General features: G+C 37.5%; 20 protein-coding genes. 13 read left to right on the forward strand and 7 right to left on the reverse strand.

Going from position 1 to position 18,012, the window contains the following annotated elements:
- Positions 1 to 18: 18 nt before the first annotated feature.
- From BLQ53_RS08970 to BLQ53_RS08985, 4 genes are all read left to right on the forward strand, one after another.
- Positions 19 to 465: a peptidoglycan-binding domain-containing protein gene (locus BLQ53_RS08970; RefSeq protein WP_093726973.1), complete on the forward strand. Its 447-nt coding sequence runs from the start codon at positions 19 to 21 to the stop codon at positions 463 to 465.
- Between the two features lie 54 nt (positions 466 to 519).
- Entirely contained in the window at positions 520 to 1,050 is a 531-nt protein-coding gene (locus tag BLQ53_RS08975; protein WP_093726974.1) for a hypothetical protein, read from the forward strand.
- Positions 1,051 to 1,863: 813 nt separating this feature from the next.
- A complete protein-coding gene (locus BLQ53_RS19430; RefSeq protein WP_170829631.1) occupies positions 1,864 to 2,061 on the forward strand; it encodes a GNAT family N-acetyltransferase in 198 nt (65 codons plus the stop codon).
- Positions 2,062 to 2,135: 74 nt separating this feature from the next.
- A complete protein-coding gene (locus tag BLQ53_RS08985; protein ID WP_093726976.1) occupies positions 2,136 to 2,462 on the forward strand; it encodes a hypothetical protein in 327 nt (108 codons plus the stop codon).
- Between the two features lie 205 nt (positions 2,463 to 2,667).
- Here the strand turns inward: BLQ53_RS08985 and BLQ53_RS08990 are convergent, their stop codons facing one another.
- Genes BLQ53_RS08990 through BLQ53_RS09000 form a run of 3 tightly spaced genes read right to left on the reverse strand, consistent with a single transcriptional unit; the run spans position 2,668 to position 5,444 of the window.
- Positions 2,668 to 2,997 carry a hypothetical protein gene (locus tag BLQ53_RS08990; protein ID WP_093726977.1) on the reverse strand — a complete coding sequence of 110 codons (330 nt, stop codon included), beginning with the start codon at positions 2,995 to 2,997 and terminating at the stop codon, positions 2,668 to 2,670.
- Between the two features lie 3 nt (positions 2,998 to 3,000).
- Positions 3,001 to 4,830 (reverse strand): DUF6792 domain-containing protein, encoded by a 1,830-nt coding sequence (locus tag BLQ53_RS08995; protein ID WP_093726978.1) that lies wholly within the window; start codon positions 4,828 to 4,830, stop codon positions 3,001 to 3,003.
- A 5-nt stretch (positions 4,831 to 4,835) separates the two neighbouring features.
- Entirely contained in the window at positions 4,836 to 5,444 is a 609-nt protein-coding gene (locus BLQ53_RS09000; RefSeq protein ID WP_093726979.1) for a hypothetical protein, read from the reverse strand.
- 831 nt (positions 5,445 to 6,275) lie between these two features.
- Here BLQ53_RS09000 and BLQ53_RS09005 point away from each other — a divergent pair.
- From BLQ53_RS09005 to BLQ53_RS09020, 4 genes are all read left to right on the forward strand, one after another.
- Positions 6,276 to 6,728 carry a Type 1 glutamine amidotransferase-like domain-containing protein gene (locus tag BLQ53_RS09005; RefSeq protein WP_170829632.1) on the forward strand — a complete coding sequence of 151 codons (453 nt, stop codon included), beginning with the start codon at positions 6,276 to 6,278 and terminating at the stop codon, positions 6,726 to 6,728.
- Positions 6,729 to 6,896: 168 nt separating this feature from the next.
- Positions 6,897 to 7,505 carry a TetR/AcrR family transcriptional regulator gene (locus tag BLQ53_RS09010; protein WP_244499307.1) on the forward strand — a complete coding sequence of 203 codons (609 nt, stop codon included), beginning with the start codon at positions 6,897 to 6,899 and terminating at the stop codon, positions 7,503 to 7,505.
- 72 nt (positions 7,506 to 7,577) lie between these two features.
- Positions 7,578 to 7,925 carry a DMT family transporter gene (locus BLQ53_RS09015; RefSeq protein ID WP_093726981.1) on the forward strand — a complete coding sequence of 116 codons (348 nt, stop codon included), beginning with the start codon at positions 7,578 to 7,580 and terminating at the stop codon, positions 7,923 to 7,925.
- A gap of 2 nt (positions 7,926 to 7,927) precedes the next feature.
- The gene (locus BLQ53_RS09020; protein WP_093726982.1) at positions 7,928 to 8,242 is read left to right on the forward strand and encodes a DMT family transporter; all 315 of its coding nucleotides are present in this window, start codon (positions 7,928 to 7,930) and stop codon (positions 8,240 to 8,242) included.
- 245 nt (positions 8,243 to 8,487) lie between these two features.
- On the opposite strand, the gene BLQ53_RS09025 is transcribed toward BLQ53_RS09020, so the two are convergent.
- A complete protein-coding gene (locus tag BLQ53_RS09025; RefSeq protein WP_170829633.1) occupies positions 8,488 to 9,393 on the reverse strand; it encodes a DMT family transporter in 906 nt (301 codons plus the stop codon).
- Between the two features lie 116 nt (positions 9,394 to 9,509).
- Here BLQ53_RS09025 and pdxR point away from each other — a divergent pair, with 116 nt between their 5' ends.
- A complete protein-coding gene (gene pdxR / locus BLQ53_RS09030; RefSeq protein WP_093726984.1) occupies positions 9,510 to 10,901 on the forward strand; it encodes a MocR-like pyridoxine biosynthesis transcription factor PdxR in 1,392 nt (463 codons plus the stop codon).
- Between the two features lie 219 nt (positions 10,902 to 11,120).
- The gene (locus tag BLQ53_RS09035; protein ID WP_093726985.1) at positions 11,121 to 11,789 is read left to right on the forward strand and encodes a Type 1 glutamine amidotransferase-like domain-containing protein; all 669 of its coding nucleotides are present in this window, start codon (positions 11,121 to 11,123) and stop codon (positions 11,787 to 11,789) included.
- A gap of 586 nt (positions 11,790 to 12,375) precedes the next feature.
- On the opposite strand, the gene BLQ53_RS09040 is transcribed toward BLQ53_RS09035, so the two are convergent.
- Complete coding sequence (locus tag BLQ53_RS09040; RefSeq protein WP_093726986.1) at positions 12,376 to 12,714, reverse strand: DUF1048 domain-containing protein; 339 nt, start codon at positions 12,712 to 12,714, stop codon at positions 12,376 to 12,378.
- Between the two features lies 1 nt (position 12,715).
- Complete coding sequence (locus BLQ53_RS09045) at positions 12,716 to 13,048, reverse strand: PadR family transcriptional regulator (RefSeq protein WP_093726987.1); 333 nt, start codon at positions 13,046 to 13,048, stop codon at positions 12,716 to 12,718.
- Positions 13,049 to 13,389: 341 nt separating this feature from the next.
- Between BLQ53_RS09045 and BLQ53_RS09050 the strand changes: the two genes are divergently transcribed.
- The 3 genes from BLQ53_RS09050 to BLQ53_RS09060 all read left to right on the forward strand — a co-directional run bounded on the left by BLQ53_RS09050 (position 13,390) and on the right by BLQ53_RS09060 (position 17,686).
- The gene (locus BLQ53_RS09050) at positions 13,390 to 14,220 is read left to right on the forward strand and encodes a glycerophosphodiester phosphodiesterase family protein (protein ID WP_093726988.1); all 831 of its coding nucleotides are present in this window, start codon (positions 13,390 to 13,392) and stop codon (positions 14,218 to 14,220) included.
- A 371-nt stretch (positions 14,221 to 14,591) separates the two neighbouring features.
- A complete protein-coding gene (locus BLQ53_RS09055; protein ID WP_093726989.1) occupies positions 14,592 to 15,767 on the forward strand; it encodes a DUF4885 family protein in 1,176 nt (391 codons plus the stop codon).
- Positions 15,768 to 16,324: 557 nt separating this feature from the next.
- The gene (locus BLQ53_RS09060; protein WP_093726990.1) at positions 16,325 to 17,686 is read left to right on the forward strand and encodes an amino acid permease; all 1,362 of its coding nucleotides are present in this window, start codon (positions 16,325 to 16,327) and stop codon (positions 17,684 to 17,686) included.
- A gap of 62 nt (positions 17,687 to 17,748) precedes the next feature.
- On the opposite strand, the gene BLQ53_RS09065 is transcribed toward BLQ53_RS09060, so the two are convergent.
- Entirely contained in the window at positions 17,749 to 17,940 is a 192-nt protein-coding gene (locus tag BLQ53_RS09065; RefSeq protein ID WP_093726991.1) for a DUF4177 domain-containing protein, read from the reverse strand.
- Between the last annotated feature and the right edge of the window lie 72 nt (positions 17,941 to 18,012).

The following is an 18,012-nucleotide window of genomic DNA, read 5'->3' on the forward strand; positions in this document are numbered from 1 at the left end:
GACGTTTCAAAGAAGGTATTGCATAAGGGAAGCAAAGGAGAAGCGGTAGAAGATCTACAGGAAAAACTTATTTCCAAAGGGTTCTCACTCCCTAAATACGGAGCTGACGGAGATTATGGTGATGAGACTGTATCAGCTGTCAAAGCATTGCAGAGAGCGGCTGGTATCACTGTAGATGGAAAATATGGACCTGCATCTGCTAAAGCTCTTAATGCATATAAGAAGCCAGCTGCAAAGGAAACAACTAGCAAAGCATCTGGTTCTGCCATCGTTCCTTATCCAGGTAAACTAATCAAGAAAGGTTCAAAGGGTAAGGATGTCGAGCGAATCCAGCGAGCCGTCAACGTTACTGCTGATGGTATATTCGGAAGTGGCACTGAAGCGGTTGTAAAAGCTTATCAGAAGAGAAAAGGCTTGTCTACTGATGGTATTGTCGGTCTAGCTACTTGGAATGTAATGTTTTAATAAATAACCCCTCCTATTATGGTAAAATATCACTTAATAGGAGGGGGATTTGCAATGAAAGACATAATTTTAAATATATTAACTACTACACTAGTTTCAGGTATAATCACCGCTATAGTCACTTATTTTCTTGATAAAAGAAAGGCAAAGGCAGCTAATGCTCACACTAAAAGTCTTCAGGTCGATAGTTTTGTAAGAAGTTCAAGCGGAGAAGAAATGCGAAGTATTTTAGATGACTGGCGTTCATTTTTGTTTGATATTGGTACTCCTCTTTATGCTAAGAAGTTACAGGATCCTGACTACATGAGGAGTCTGATTAATAGAGCATTTATGTATTCTTCTGCTGAAACGATACGTCGGCTTGCAACATATCAAAATTTTAACTATAGAAGTATTGATCCAAGTAAAATGTCTAATGATGATAAATATAGAATGATTGTTATGGTTGCCGGTATTATCGTTTCATTAAAAAAGGATTTCTCAGATGAAAATGTTGATGTTAGATCAATTTTAAAATTAAAACTTACTGATTTTGATAAGAACTCTCATATTATTGATAAGCACATATCTGATTTAAATTATTGAAAGCCCCTCCTTAATTGGAAACCACTGAAAACTAGCACTTTAATTTTTCAAATGTAAGAAATGATAAAGAAAAGGGGGTCTGTTCGTTCAATTCTAAACGAACAGACCCCCTTTTTCCTTGGTTTTATTCTTTTGGTTCTTTCATTAGTTTCATTACCCGTTTTAGGTTTACTGTGAATATGGCCATTGCTCCTTGCATTTGCATGCCAACGAGACCCGAGGAAGATGCCACATCATACCCGTGTCTATGTTTTAATTCACTATTTTTCATCCAATCGGAATCACTAACTTAAAAAAGCTTGAAACCATTGGTAGATAAGGGTTTCAGGCTTTTTTGTTTTTCTGGTACAGAGTGTTCCAAGGGCGGTAAAGGGGCAGATGCTAACATTTTGCTAACATAAACATATCAATTGTTATCAATAAAATAAAACGAACCTGTAAAAATGAAGTAATTAAAGTGTAACGGGAGTTCGGATGTTATTCTCAAGGGAAACAAGCAAGACAGATCGAAGATGATATTAATCAGCGGTATGTATAGGCAAATAGTGTTTAGTAAGCAAATATAGAGCATATCAGTATGATTAGGGAATTTATGTTAAAATCTAATATGCAAAGAATTACTCCATTGTACAAGTAGTGTAGCAGTAGAGATGACTAAAGATTAATTTTAGGGGGGTGATGAAAACAAGGCAGATTAAGAAGATAGACCGGAATGATTACGTAAAATTTTGTGCTCTTGTAAAATCATCATTTGAGGGTCTAAACGCTGACCAATAGCTTCAAAACCACATTGAAGAAACAACAAAAGAAAATTTGTACGGTGTTTTTGAAGATGAGGAAATTTTAGCAGGAATGAGAGTTTTTGATTTTGAAATGAAATATTCCTCTACTCCTATTAATATAGGGGGAGTCGGTATGTTGGCTGTTGATATGTTACATAAGAAAGAAAAAAATGCTTATAACTTATTGCAGTATTTTTTTAATCTAAGTCGTAGAAGATTATTTTTTTAAATAAATAATAGCGATTGGAAATAATAGTCGGTTTTTTGCATCAGTAATTTATTTAGCTTTATGGAGGAATCTATATGGGGTTATTCGATAGATTTATCGTGCAATCTGTAGTAATTGAAGGGGAAGACTATGGCTTGAATGAGGTATTCAAATCCATAGATGATGGAATACAAAAATTAGAATATATTGCAGATGGGATACTTTTGGGGATGTTCCTAATGGGATCAATTACGATTTTAGCTGCGGGATTATTGACTTTTATAATTTGTTTCCTAGCTATGTTTCCTTTTAAATCAAAGGAGGAGAAGAAGTCTTTTTGGAAGACACAGGGGTTTGTTATGTTAGGCTTTGTAATTGTTGCTGCTTTGCTATTTGGTATTCCATATGCCATCCTTGCGTAAAGGAGGAGCTGCATTTTTCCAAGCAAAAAGCCTCTGAAGAGACTGATTGACCCTTTAGTTTCCATTTCAGGATTAAAAATTCAATTAAGGAAAAGTGCTAAAGAGACCATAAGAGAAGCAAAATCGAAGTAAAGGAGACATTTATAATTTTAAAAAACAGCAAAGTTGTTTCATACGGGAAACAGTTGCTGTTTTAATGAGGCATTTATTTTATTTTTGCGCTTTCTTTGTACCTAATAACTATCTTCTGCTGTTTGTTACTCTCTACTTGCTCGCTGAAATTTCCTACGACTTGAATTATCTTTAAAGCAAGGTATAAATCCTGTTCTTTCTGCTTGCGGAGCATCGTGGCAACACCCATCTGTCCCGCTATTTTACCTTTTTGGCCTTCTCCTTCAATCGCACTCTTCACTAATGTATAAAACCTTTCGTCTTGGCTCTGGATATCATCAGCGAGGTTCTTCAGCATCCTTATTTTATGGCTGTGATCATCTTTCGGAATTATTTGAGTCATTTCATAGTCCGTGAATTCCATCCATTAGATCCCCCTTACCAAATCAAACATTTGAGATAACTTTTCCTCTTCCGCAAATAAATCTTCTACTGCTTTTCTATAGTCTTCTATGAGCTTATAGCCGCTATCTACACTCGACTTCATTTCATATACCTGTTCATCCAAATCAGCTCTTTCCAATGGGTATACATTATCCATCACATTTAGCGATTCGACTTCGTAAAGGGGATATCTGTGCATCCAACCGCGACTATACGCATACCCTTTGGGATTGCTTTCGATGTGATATATTTCGTCGAATACTTTTTTTCGTTCTTCCTTGAAAGCTAACTGTATCTCTTCGTGAACGGCCTTCTCCAGCTTAGCTATCGCAGACATTTTGTCTTCAAATATTAACGCACCTTCGCGGTATAACCTTAAAGCAGCTGACATATTTACTTCAATGGGTTCTCCGCCGGCACCAGTAGTTGTATAGATTAAGTCTTTCCCAGAATAGCTTTTATTGCCACCGGTTAAAGCATTAAGCATCTCCTCAATACTGTGACTCCCTTTAATGGATTCCAGACTTTCTAAAATTCCACTGTTTAGAATATTTTCAATTGAACCCGTAAATGAACCCTTAAGTTTCTGAAATGCTTTATACAAGCGATAGTCACCGTACAGTGACAACTCATTAAGATTTTCGTTTATGTCTGCATTTTCATAAATAGCAGCATACGCCTCGGATAAATCTTTTTCTAAGTTGGCAACTTCTTTTATCATTATATTTTTTTGGTCTTCTGTTATATATCCTTCTTCATAAAGCCGGCCGAATATAGTGTCAGCATTTTGGGTTATGACACTTACCTTTTCTAATAATGGAGGTAAGTTATCTTTTAATGACTTTATTGTCTCATCAAATTCATCGTGATCGAATGCGTACCATTGTAAAACGTCCATACCACCTTTAATTCCTTCGAGGTATTCCAACTTCACTCCAAGAAGCTGAGAAGCAACTTCATTTACGCCGCCATTATTATCAGCAACTGAATAATCAATCGCTAGGTCTCGGAAGCTTGCGATTACATCATCCGGGATATCATCAACGAGATTTTTAATTCCGTCAACTTCCGGATTCGTATCTATCATTTCTACATCGCCAAATGTAACCAATCCGGCTTTCTCTGTAACAGCAAACAGCGGATCATCCGTGGAGATTTTTTGATGAATTTTTACTGGAGAATCTTTGTAATAGTCTTTTGTAAATTCGGCGAGTTTATTAGAAGGTATTTTAGTTACATCATCAGGATTTTTAATACCGAAGTGTTGATTAACCGCTTCAAAAAAAGTTGGGTCATAATCATATACTTCGAGTGGAGGTAGTTGAAGCCCGTTAACTCCATATATTTCATCAAATGTATCATCTACAATACCAGTGATTGTACTGTTATGGTTTCCCAGTGAATGACCAAAAGAAACAACTTCTGTATCATCTTCTATGCCAAAGTGATTCTTAGAATCATCTACAAAAACTTTTGTTGCTTCAGCCTGTTTTGTGGATTTTCCTGCAAACGGCCCTTTTATATTTTCACGCCAATCAGCTCCATCTACAGAACCTTGGTTTATCACATATAACTTTTCTTCTCCACCTTCAGATATTAAAAGTGAGGTGCCATCATAACCCGACTCAAGATTAGCTGTATTTTTTGAGTCAGATGAATGATAAATTTTGACCTCTCCCTCAAAAAGTTCGCCTGTTTCTTCTAAATAAATAGATTTAAATTTCACCTCTAATTCATCAGGTTTCAGATTGTCGTACTCTGTATTTGTAAGTCGCATCCACACATTACTTGATGTGATTTTATCCAATGACATAAAAATCACTCACCTTCATTCTGCGTCAACTTTATGGATTGGAATATATTTAATACCCTTTCTTTTTCATCCTCTACTAATTTTGAGCACTCATCTGAAGAAAGGTTATCACCACAGATCATACTAGTGAATATCTGTATGTTCTCGTTATTATCATTCCAAATCAATGTTGCAAATCCAGGGTTGATTCCATCAGTATAATCAGCAACTTCAATGTTCTGTCCCTCAAATTCAATGTTTTTTGACTGAAATTGAAGTTCTTCATTTCTCTTAGCGGACAGTCCATCCTTAGTTGACTCCACGTCACTCATAAAACCATAGTATTTTAATTGTATATTGGTGAATACGTCAAGGCTTTCATCGGTATGAGATATAGTGAGAAATTCACTGTCATTCTTTGAGGATTTATTATAACTTCTCTCAACTATATTCATATCTCCTGGGAAATCCATTGTAAATTTCCCGGACTTTGCTTCAAACGGGTAATATCCTTCACGAACCGGTTCTGTTGATGTAAGAAAATCACGAGTAAATTCATTTTGAAATGCCGGTACATCCGGTAAATCTTGTGGATCCATCTCGGAAGGTGAAGCAGATCCTTTTCCATTTGACATACTACATCCTCCTAACACAAACGCAGTTAATAATATTAGTATTAGAAATTTAGTTTTCACAGAGTAATACCTCCGCTCTTATGATGCTTACTGCATAAAATTATACAAAAACAGATACTAGAATCACAGGGATATAGTGGATATTTACAAAAAACCGTTCTTTTGTCTTGGGTATAATTACCATTGAGTATGAAGATGTGAGGATACGACATTGCAAGAATACGTTTTATAAATGGTCATAAGAAGCATATGACAAATTAATCTTCAAATAGTGAAGCCTGCATTTGCAATATGTATTGAATCATAGTAGAAGAAGACTAGACTTATTGAGGATAACTGTATTAGTTCTGTTTTTCTTATTTCACTAAGACAGATAGATGAATGGCCATTTGCTAACATAATTAATTTTTTGAGCAGATTTTAACGGAATTAATGGACTATAGACTATATGGACAGAAAAACCCCTTAAAATACGTTATTTGCATCCGCAACAATTCTGCCAGGGGAGGGGGTTGTTTGTTCGAGTCCACTCGGGATCACTACAATAAAAAGCTCTATATCCTTTGTCTATAAGGTTTCGAGCTATTTTGCTTTTTACTTACAGAAGGATAAAAGGAGGGAAAAGGATAAATGCCAACATAAATATATCAATTGTAACCGATAAAATTTAACGGATCCGTACAAAACGTAGCAATAGAGTGCAGAGGAATATTGAGTGTTTTATTCTTGAAGGAAATAAACAAGACAGGAGATATTAGTAAGTAACAGTGTTTATAGGAAAAGCGTGTTTATGGATCAGAAATAAGGCATATCATTATGTGGAGGTGCTGCATGGGCAAATTATTTCTATCAGGGGGCGGAAGTGAAGATCAAACGATTGCTATAGATAGAATATTTGTAAGTGGGATAATGGAAAGTAAGTTTGATGAAGTTTTAAAGGGTTATGTAGATGGTGGAGGGGTCGTATATGGTGGAAGTGCGGGAGCGATTATCTTTGGCAATAATATACTGACTAGTGCCCATTTAGATATTAACACAGTTGAAGTAGAAGATTTTAAAGGTATGGGGATGATAGGGAATTACTCTGTCTGGTGTCATTTTAAGAAGAATAATGATCGCTTAATTAATAGGTTTGTGGCGGAATATGATTCTTCAGTAATTGCGTTGCCTGAAGAAACGGCTATCTTTATTGATGGTTCCGAAAAAAAGGTGATTGGAACTGAGCCTGCCTATATTTTTACGAATAAAGGAATAAAATCTATTACTGGTAACTTTTCATTATAAAAGCGACAAATATATACTCCAAGAAATAAAAGGATGAGATTTTAACATTTTATTCACTAAGGAACATTTGATTTAGTTAATAACCTTGAATAGCATTAGTATACTCCCTATTTATGACCAACCTGAGATTGACCTTTACTAAATAATGAGCTACGATATAAAATATGAATGACAGTCAGTCATATTTTGGAGGTGCTTGCACTGGATAAGAAAGAGAAGATCACAAAGGCTGCTATCGAAGTCTTTATGGAAAAAGGCATAAATAAGGCCACTATTTCAGACATTGTAAAAAAGGCTGGGATCGCACAGGGAACATTTTATCTATACTTCCCCTCCAAGTTAGATGTTATGCCGTCCATTGCACAAGTCATGCTAAATGTAATTTTAGACTCATTAAATGAACGGGCTAATTCTTCGGAAATAGATATACTGATTAAAGAAATGGTGGAAGTTGTCTTCGATGTCACGAATGAATATAGAGAGCTCTCAAAACTCATTTATTCTGGTCTGACCCAAACACAGCATATCGAAAACTGGGAAGATATATATGAACCATTATACGACTGGATTGAGAATAAATTAATGCAAGGTCAAAAGAACGGTTATGTAAGACAATTCAACAACACGAGGTCAGTAGCAAAAATTTTAATAGGTACTATAGAATCATCAGCTGAACAACTTTTCATGTACAATGATTCGGATTCAAACTTAAAGGTTCATAAAGAGGAATTGATAGACTTTTTATGCATTGCAATAAAAAATAACCCTACGCATTAGGGTTATTCTTTAACCTAAAAAATGACTGATGTTCATTCATTTTGAGAATTGGATAAAAGGATGGTATTTGATATGAACAAATCACTAATATTTTTAGTTCTAACATGTTTGTTTGAGTTACTTTGGGTATTCGGGTTTAATGTTGCTTATTCGCCATGGCACTGGATAGTAATTGGGGGAGTCATCCTATTGGATTTCTACTTCTTATCTAAGGCTTGTGAGTCTCTACCGACTGGCACGGTGTATGCTATCTTTGCTGGAGCAGGTACCATAGGGTCTGCCTTGATGGATATTTATATATTTGATGGAAGTTTCAATGTAATGAAGGCACTATTTATGCTTCTTATAGTTGCAGGAGTTATCATGCTAAAACTGTCTGATAATAAAGATGCAAAACAAAAACAGAAAGGAGCAGCATAATTATGGGGTGGTTATTTGTTCTTATCGCATCTTGTTTTGAAATGGTCGGAGTTATAGGGCTTAAGAAATTCAGTAGTAATAAAAATGTATGGAATGCTGCTATTTACTTCGGCGGGTTTATTTGCTCGTTCATTCTGTTATACCAATCCTTTCATTATTTACAGCTAAGTGTGGCGTATGCAGTTTGGACGGGTATAGGAACAGCAGGAGCAGTCCTTCTAAATATGCTTCTATTTAATGAATCAAAGAGTATGGGAAGAGTTCTAAGTGTTCTTATTATTATCGCAGGAGTTGTCGGATTGAAAATTGTATCTTGAGGTATTTATAATCGAGTGTTGCCGTACAGGACACGAACCTGGACAGTCTAGGGAAGCTGGTTTGAGTGAAATCGGAAACATCACTTCGAAAAGCCTATAATCATAATGGTTATAGGCTTTTTTGTGTTTATTTCTTCCAAACTAAATAATTATGACGACCATCCTAACAATAACTTAATGATGTTCAGGGGGCACTATTCGCTCTTTTAAGTTGATGGATTTGTTGCTTGTTGGCTTATTCTTCTTCATGAAGTTCTTGCTTCTGTCTTTTCGACTCTTGAAGCTAGAATAATGGATGAACAGACACATAGTAATCCTACAAAGTGATGAAACTTTAGAGATTCTTCCAGGATAAATGAAGCTAAAGTGATTGTGCTTAGTGGCACCATGCTGGTTAGAATGCCTGTCTGGTACGCGGGCAGCACGGAGGCACCTTGATACATTAGGAGGAAGGCTGCAACAGTGACGATGATAGCCGAATAGCCTACTAATGCCAAGTCTGTAGTTGAGTGAAATTGATAGCCAGAAGTCATAGTTTGATAAATTGCCGGCGGGAAAAAGAGAATGGTTCCAAAAAAAGAAACCGATGTGCTGATAGCAAGTGGACTGACTTTACTTGAAGCATATTTTCCAATGATGATAAATATTGCTTCTGCAATAACTGAACAAACAATAAGCACATTCCCTAAAATTTGAAGAAGCTGGAATTCCTGATTTGCTTGGGAATCAGTAAGTTGTAAACACAGTATGCCTCCTATACTTAAGAAAACAGCGATAATCTTTATTCGTGACAACTTTTCTTTTAATATTATATATCCTAAGACGGCAATAAACGCAGGAAGAATACTGGATATGATTCCAGCTTCTGAAGCAGTGGTCCATTTTAATCCGTATAAAAGAAAGATGTTATATAGAAATACTCCTGCCAAGGATAGTAAAAAGAGAATTCGAACCAATCGGAAAGAAAAAACAGGTATACCTTCTTTCCAGATTAATAGGGGCAGAAATATGAGTGTGCTAATGAAAAACCGCATTTCAGCCGCAAGAAATACAGGCATACTTTCTACTAATAATTTTCCGCTTACTACAGCGCTGCCGACAATAATCATTGCAGCTGATACTTTTATAAAAGCAATTCTTTCCTTTGACACAGAAATACCTCCAATTATGGTTATGGTTTCCTGTAGAATATACATTGTAATATTGGTTTTAGGTAGAGCCAATTAAGGACGAAATTGAAAACCAATTTTTAAGGAGGAGATGCGTTGTGTGGTTTGAGATAGAAAGAGATCATTCACTTCCCTTATCTTGGCAGCTTCATTTGCAATTGAAAGAGAAAATATTAAAAGGCATGATTGTTGGCGGGCAGCGACTCCCCTCAACTAGATCAATGGCTGAACAACTTGGGATTTCCCGAAATACAGTGGTTGAAGTATATGAGCAAATGACTGCAGAAGGATATCTCCAAACGAAGCTTGGAGCTGGAACCTTTGTGACAGATGGGATTCTCTTGGATAATTTTCGTTTAGAGAAGTCTGTCATGACTTGTAATCGTAAAGAAGAAAAAAGTGATTATATCGATTTTCGTTCTGGGTTTCCTGCTCTTGCCTCTTTTCCGAGGATGGTATGGTCTAAGGTGGCGAAGGATGTATATGAATCAAGTGCTGCCGATTTATTTGGCTATCAGGAACCACAGGGTAGCGAGGAACTTCGCCAGGTAATTGCGGCATATCTTTACAGGATACGAGGCATAGAATGCGACCCAGCCAGCATCATCATCACTTCAGGAGCGACACAAGCATTTCAATTGGTTGCAAAAGCTATCATAGAGCCTGGGAGAGTGGTGTATGTAGAAGATCCAATCACAAAAGAGATACGGGAAATTTTAAGTGGTACAGGAGGTAGCATACATCCAATTGCAGTTGATAAGGATGGTTTGACAACAAACTCGCTTCCAAGAAATATTCAGCATACTATCTTATCTGTTACCCCTTCACATCATTTTCCACTTGGAGCGATATTGCCAGCTCAAAGAAGAATAGAACTGATTCAATTTGCGGAAGAAACAGACAGCATAATATTGGAAGATGATTACGACAGCGAATTTCGTTATAACGGAATACCTTTCAGTACTCTTTACAGTTTGGCTCCTCACAGAGTAGTTTATATTGGTACGTTTAGTAAAATATTATCTCCTGCACTTCGTATCGGGTACGTTATCATGCCAAAACATTTGATTAATAATGCCATTCAGGTCAAACGATATCTTGATTATCATTCACCCATATTGAATCAAGTGATCCTCGCTCGATTTATCGCGAAGGGGCATCTAGAAAAGCATGTGAATAAAATGAGAAAGCTGTATAAGGGAAATAGGGAGTGCCTGATAAGGAATCTGCAAAAGAATTTTCCCGAAATAAGAATAATCGGATCTTCATCCGGATTACATATTGTAGCCGCTTTTCCTGGTATTGAATTCAATGAGAAACTGTTAAAAGTAATAAAAGAAAATGGAATATTAATCCAAGGGGTTGAGAGGCACGCAATAAATAAAGGAAAGTATGCGAATCAGCTTATTTTTGGATATGGGAATTGTAATGAGCTTGAAATAATAAGAGGGGTCGCTTTGATAAAGAAGATACTGGAAGGTAAAATGTAAAAAAATAAGCAACTCTCGCTAACCTTTACAAAAGTTGGGCGGTGATTCAAATCGGAATCACTTCATATTAATTGCATTTGAGTGAAAATGCTAACATTCTGATAACGATTATGAACGAGGAATCAGGAACGGACGTAATTAAATGTAGCTGGAAAGACAGAAAATAACAATTGGTTATCGTGTTTAACATTAAACGATTATAGTGAGAAGGGGTGCTTTATGGGGACTTTATTTCTATCAGGAGGAGGAAATGAGAAACAAACAATAATCTTGGATAGAATGTTTGTAAATGAAATCGACAAAGAAAAACCCTTGTTGTATATACCTATTGCAATGGATGAAGCAGATTACAATGACTGTTTTAATTGGATAAGAAGAGTGTTTATTCCACTGGGCATTGAGAATATTGTTTTATGGAGCAGTGTGAATAATAAGTGTATGGAAGATCTTAATGATTTTTCAGCTATATATATTGGCGGTGGAAATACTTTTATGTTATTAAAGAAGATGAAGGATAGTAAGTTTTACCGACTATTAAGGCGATATATAAATAACGGAGGTATTGTATACGGTGGAAGTGCCGGTGCAATTATTTTTGGTGAAAATATTATGACTTGTGCTCATTTAGATAGAAACACAGCTAATGTAAGTGACTTTCAGGGTATGGCGATGATCGGGAAATATTCTGTTTGGTGTCATTTTAGGAAGAATGATGAGATTTTAATTAATAAGTTCATGGAAGACTTTGATTCCCCAGTAATTGCATTGCCTGAGGAAACTGCTATCTTTATTAAGGATCGTGAAACAAAGGTAGTTGGAACTGAACCTGCGTATATCTTTACAAATAATGGATTGGAAATTATTTCTACCGGTAGCTTCACTTTATAAAAGTACATAAATGAAGGATAAAAAGGATGGGTTAAAAACTCCATCCTATAGTATCTATTTTCTACCGAAAATCTGATTAGTTATCTTTCACGCTTACTACTGAATAAAATGTCTACTGCCAGTTCGTCGCAAAAATTGGCTACGATCGTGAAGAAGCGAACGTTGCACGGCATAAAGAATTTAGTTTTAGAAACTTATCGAAATCAAACCGATGGAGATTTTGCGAAGTTGAAAGGCATGGATAACGTAATTGCTAAGACAACGGATCATACAGTTCGTTTTTATAACATGAATCCAGGAGAATGCATTCCCAACTTGCTGTTTTGGGTTCCAAATAAATGACATACTTAACTTTTAATGTAATGACTCCGTTTTTTACTATAAGTCGCGGGGGGATGACAAGGGTCATGGAGTGGTTTGTCTTTGCGTTTATAATTTGCCGGAATGAGAACAGGGATTAGTCGACCAAAGAAGACAGTTCGAGTCCAATCGGAATAACTAACCTAAAAAAGCTCGAAATCCTATAGTACATAAGGATTTCGAGCTTTTTGCATTCAGTCTGAATCATGGATTGTATTTACGGCCATTATCCACGCCCAATCGTATTATTCAATTTCGTACGATATTTATCTTTCCATGTTTTCGTGTCTTTCACTAATTCATCGCAGAAATCGGCCACGTCCCCACCCGTTAGATCGATGACTTTCTTGCCTTCCGCTGCACCTTCCTCAAAAAGATCGAGAATCCCACCGAAAATACGGCTGATGTCTTTCCAATCGGATAGACCGCTAGAAGCCCACATATATTTTTTGATAGCGTTGTAAGCAGTTTGATACTCGCTAGGAAGTGCATTTGCACGCTTCTCCATTGCTTTCCATTCTCGCTTGTCATCCAGGTCTCCAATAATCTTTTTTATTATACTCATATCATTTCTCCTTTTGATTTGTTTTAAGTTCGTATATTTTGTTTGAAACGAATTCCCACTTTTCCCAAAAAGACGTAAGTTTCTCTTGACCAGCTGCGTTGAGTTTGTAAAACTTTCTCGGCGGTCCCATCGTGGATGGCTTTTTCTCGATGTCCACTAAGTTATTTTTCTCAAGGCGCATGGTAATCGTATAAACTGTCCCTTCTATAACATCAGTGAAGCCAAGATCCCGCAGCTGCTGCGTGATTTCATAGCCGTACGTTTCGCCACGGCTGATAATTTCAAGCACACAACCCTCAAGTACCCCTTTCAGCATTTCTGTAATATTTTCCAATAATTGCCCCTCCATTTCGATATATAATAATATGTTATACCGGTATTATGTGTTAATGATAATAAGTGATACATCATACCGGTATATAGTATTACGTAGTACTGGATTTGTCAAGGATAAGAATGATCGGATTACTTTATCGGGTGAAGCAAAGGGGATAATCTCAAGTCATTATTAAGTAAACAGTTTTTTTGTGATGAAACAGAAATGGTGCGTTGACATTTCCTTATTACCATAAGTATTCGAGGCTTCTTTTATGACAGGTCAATTGTAGTTTTTGGGTAGGATTTATTACATGCAATCTTGTTATAATTTTCTTATTATGGTAGTTTAATAGCACTATGAAAATTATGTATCTAATCATTTGTAGCTTGTTGTTTCTATTATCTGCATGTTCCTTCACTAGTGGTGCCGAGTCTGCCGCAGGTTCTGGTGCAACCCCAGGCTATGATCCGTTAATCATAGCCCATCGGGGTGCATCTGACTTAGAACCGGAGCACACCTTTGCTTCTTATGATCGAGCAGTCAAGGATAAAGCTGATTATATTGAAATAGATCTAAGGGAGACGAAAGACGGGGAATTGATTGCGATGCATGATGAAGATGTAAACCGCACCACTGATGGAGAAGGGTTCGTGGGGGAGCTGACCCTGGATTATATTGAATCCTTGGATGCGGGGGGTGGACAGAAGGTTCCGACGCTGCGGGACATCGTTTCCCATTATAAGAACAAGGTAAAATATTATATTGAAACAAGGAGCAATGCAGATGGCAAGATCACGATGGAAGATCAGTTGTTGCAGATTTTAACAGAAAACAAGATTGATGATGACAATGTAATTATTCAGTCATTCGACGAAGCGAGCTTGTTAAAGATTCACGAGCGGAATCCAGACGTACAGCTTGTACGATTGCTTCGCAAAAAAGAAATTCAGGAGCTAACAACAGAACGCTTGAACGAAATCAGTACGTTTGCATTTGCTATTGGTACTTATGCAGGTAGTACAGATAAAGACCTTGTCAGTATGGCTCGTGATAATGGATTGGATATTCACACTTATTATTATGACGATGAAAAGGAGTTAGCGAGGGAAATGTTCCAGTTGAAAGTCGATGGTACTTTTACTAACAATCCGAAATTTGCGAGAGAGACAATGAATCCATCTAAATGATGGATTTTTTTTATAGGAGAGTTCTTAGCAATCCTGAATGTCCATTGTCATCCTTATCCCGAACCTCGGTTTCTTTTTCCATCTGCCTCGATGACTCCTCAAGAACCGCATGGACACATGTAATCCTGCCCATATTTTATTTAACTAAATGAGTGGTTTAATTATGGGGGTACAGGACTTTCAAAGATATTCATTGGCAAGGGTTACCGTTCATACCGAATCGTATCTACATGTACAGCTTTCAATTAAAGGTTCAATCAAGTCCGACCGAAGATACATATAAAGTTTCTTATATAAATATATGTTACATAAGGTTAATATTTACAAATGGTGTGCCGATAAAAAAAGAGACATAGTCAGGAGGGAATCGAATGCGTCTGAATCATCAATATATCCGCACCCAAGTCATGGCACAAAATATCTGGAAAAAGGTTTCATCTGATAAAAGTACATCTGTAGATACACAATCAGTGAGGGAAAAGGCATACAGATTGGAGACCCAATCACCTGAGATGGGTATCAATCAGATCAATTACTCTAAGACCACAGTAGCGGGAAACGAAAGGAATTTCAGCAGATTATATCAATCTGCGAATGATCGAACAGTAATAGACAAGGGAGAAGTAACGGTAATCAACTCCAAAAACCCTTATGAATCTGAGGGTGATATCAGAATCAAAATATTAGATAAAAAATACAGCAGGGTTAATGCGATTAACAGAACAAAGTCTGATCCATTAGGCTATATCAAGGATAAGTATCAAAATGCAAAGTCGCCCTATTTCAGAAGTGATCTGACAGCTGCTGAAAGACAGGCTGCTTACGATAATGAAACAGAATGGCTATTCAAAGGGAAAGCGCAAAACTATAATCTGCAGGATGCTGCATTTCGCAATATCAGGTTTAATGGGGAAGTGGAGGCTGAGAATGCCAAAGTGTATCAGCGAAGTCAGGTGAACCAGCAGCTGCAAGTATTGTTGAACAGAAACAAGATTCACATACCACAAGGCACAGAGCTTACATTTACGATTACACCGATTGACTATAAGGTGCGGGTCAGCGGAACAGATGATGAGACGCTCATCGAGCAAATAGAGCAAGTGCTGCAATCTGGTGACAATGGCACAGAGCTATTCTTACATATCATGAAAAGCCAAAGCAGTGATTCAGCACAATTTTCCGAAGAGGCATATAAAAAATATCAAGCCGCACGTGAAATGTATGACGTCACAGGCTATCGGCTGAAGAATTTAAAAGTGGTCGATGGGCGTTACGTAACACCTGATGGACGTGATTTATTAGAAGTATATAAAGAAGGGCTGGAGAAAGATCCTGTACAAAAGCATACTGCTTCCTATGCGATAGCTCACTATAGTTCGGAGCTCAGTAAAATAGCAGAAGCCGGGTATGATAACATTCCGGATTTCATCCTATCGATTGATTATAGCAATGGATCTTTACGGGATGTGGGACAAAGCAAGGGCTATGGCACCGGAGATACCAATTGGCTTGTAACTTTAAAGCATAAAACGGGTGTGAATTATTAGAAAGCTGTTCATTGAGAACGGCTTTTTCTAGATTTAAGTTCCCTATTTAAATTATTCCATTATGGTGATGCAAGAGTGATTAAATTTAGTGGATTATGTAACAGTTTTGACCCAGAGCATTGGAGCAGCAGTTGCCGTTCGTTTCCTTGTTGGTGGTATGAAAAATCATGAACGGCTCCCCTGAACCGACCAAGCTTATCTAAATAGCACATGCGAGGACTGCAGGATCACATAACGTGTTTTTGTTCACGATACACTGATTGGATTCATCCTAGCTCTCTTCATCCGCCGTGTTGTAATCAAACATTTCACTTCGCCCAGAATGATGGAAGCAGCAAGTCGGATTTCCGTTATAAAAACAGTGGAAATTCGGAAGTAGCAAGGTTACTACCAGGAAAGAGATGATCATCAAGCCCAATTGGTATAACATATGATATAATCCATATGTTTCACTATTCTCTTTTACGGTTTGTACAATTGTTACAGATGTTTGTAAGCAGTTTGCTATCAAATCAAAATAGAATAACGTGGGTAAGTTGAGAGCAAGGGGCTTTGATATGGAAAGAAACAACCGATCGATAAATGATTTACAAAAAGGTTTGAAAAATCGCCATGTGCAGATGATTGCACTGGGCGGGGCAATTGGAACCGGCCTATTTTATGGCTCTGCGTCTTCCATAGGATTAGCAGGTCCGGCTATCCCGCTTGCTTATCTGGCAGGGGGCTTGATGATTTTCCTGATCATGCGTGCTCTGGGCGAACTTTCTGTCGATACGCCAAATTCCGGTTCCATCAGTTATTATGCTTATGAGAACTTAGGAGACTTTTTCGGATTCTTCTCCGGATGGAACTATTGGTTTAATTATATAGCTGTAACGATGGCTGAATTGACGGTCGTCGGTATATATGTTCAATATTGGTTCCCGGAAGTGCCGGCTTGGCTGACAGCATTCGGCTTCCTGGTCTTGATTACTTGCATAAACCTATTAAGTGTCAAGTTGTATGGTGAATTCGAGTTCTATTTCGCTCTGATCAAAGTGATAGCTATTATCGGCATGATAGTCCTGGGCTTGGTAATCATCTTCACTGGTATTGGAAATGATGGTATACCGACTGGATTCTCCAATCTTTTTGATGAAGGAGGATTCTTGCCCAATGGGATGATAGGCGTTCTTCTTTCCATTGTACCCGTGATGTTCAGCTTTGGTGGCGTTGAGCTGGTAGGTATAACAGCGGGTGAGGTTGAAACACCAAAGAAGACGATTCCCAAGGCAATTAATCAAGTTGTTTACCGCATTTTAATCTTTTATGTAGGGTCAATGATTGTCATAACGTCTATCTTTCCATGGAATCAAATTGATGGGGAAAGCAGTCCATTTGTCCAAATACTCGATGGTATCGGTATACCCGCAGCAGCTGGAATATTGAATCTTGTTGTCTTGACTGCAGCTGTGTCGGCACACAATAGTGGTCTGTACAGTAATGGACGCATGCTGCATTCCTTAGCGAAGCAAGGCAACGCGCCACGGTTCCTGCAGCGTGTCGGGAAACGGACAGGTGCACCAGTACCAGCTATTTTACTGTCTTCGGGAGTGGCTGGAATTGCTGTTATCATTAATTACTTATTCCCGGAAAAGGTATTCGGCTACGTGATGGCTACTGCGACGGTTGCAGGTATCATCAACTGGATTATGATCGTTACCATTCACTTGGCATTTCGGAAGCGCATAGGAAAGGAAGCAGCACGCAAGCTATCCTTTAAGCTGCCGCTGTATCCTATATCCAATTATGTCGTACTCCTATTCCTTGTAGCGGTGCTTGTCATCATAGGCTTCATGCCGGATTATCGTTTGGCTCTTTATATAATGCCATTATGGATACTTATACTTGTGATAGGATATAAGCTGAAGAAAAAATGAAAAATGCGTGCCCCTAGTATAGGGACACGCATTTTTTTAATGAGATTACCGCTGAAAATGAACTAAGGACGAAGGTTTTTTTCGAAAATCAATTCAAAATAGGCGGCTGAACCGTATCCCTTGGTGGAAGGAGCGAATATCTGAATGAATCTCCATCCGCTGGCTGCATGTTTGTTGATGATGTCCTGATAATCTTCTTTAGGTTTACTGTTCCAAGTACCCAATTCAACTTTAACAAATTTGTATTCGAACATTAGTGTCACCTCTAAATGATATACGAATGAAATGGTTGATAGTTTCTAAAAGTTAACAAATTGTCTTGTGTG

The organism is Terribacillus halophilus (assembly GCF_900101385.1).
GTDB lineage: Bacteria > Bacillota > Bacilli > Bacillales > Amphibacillaceae > Terribacillus > Terribacillus halophilus.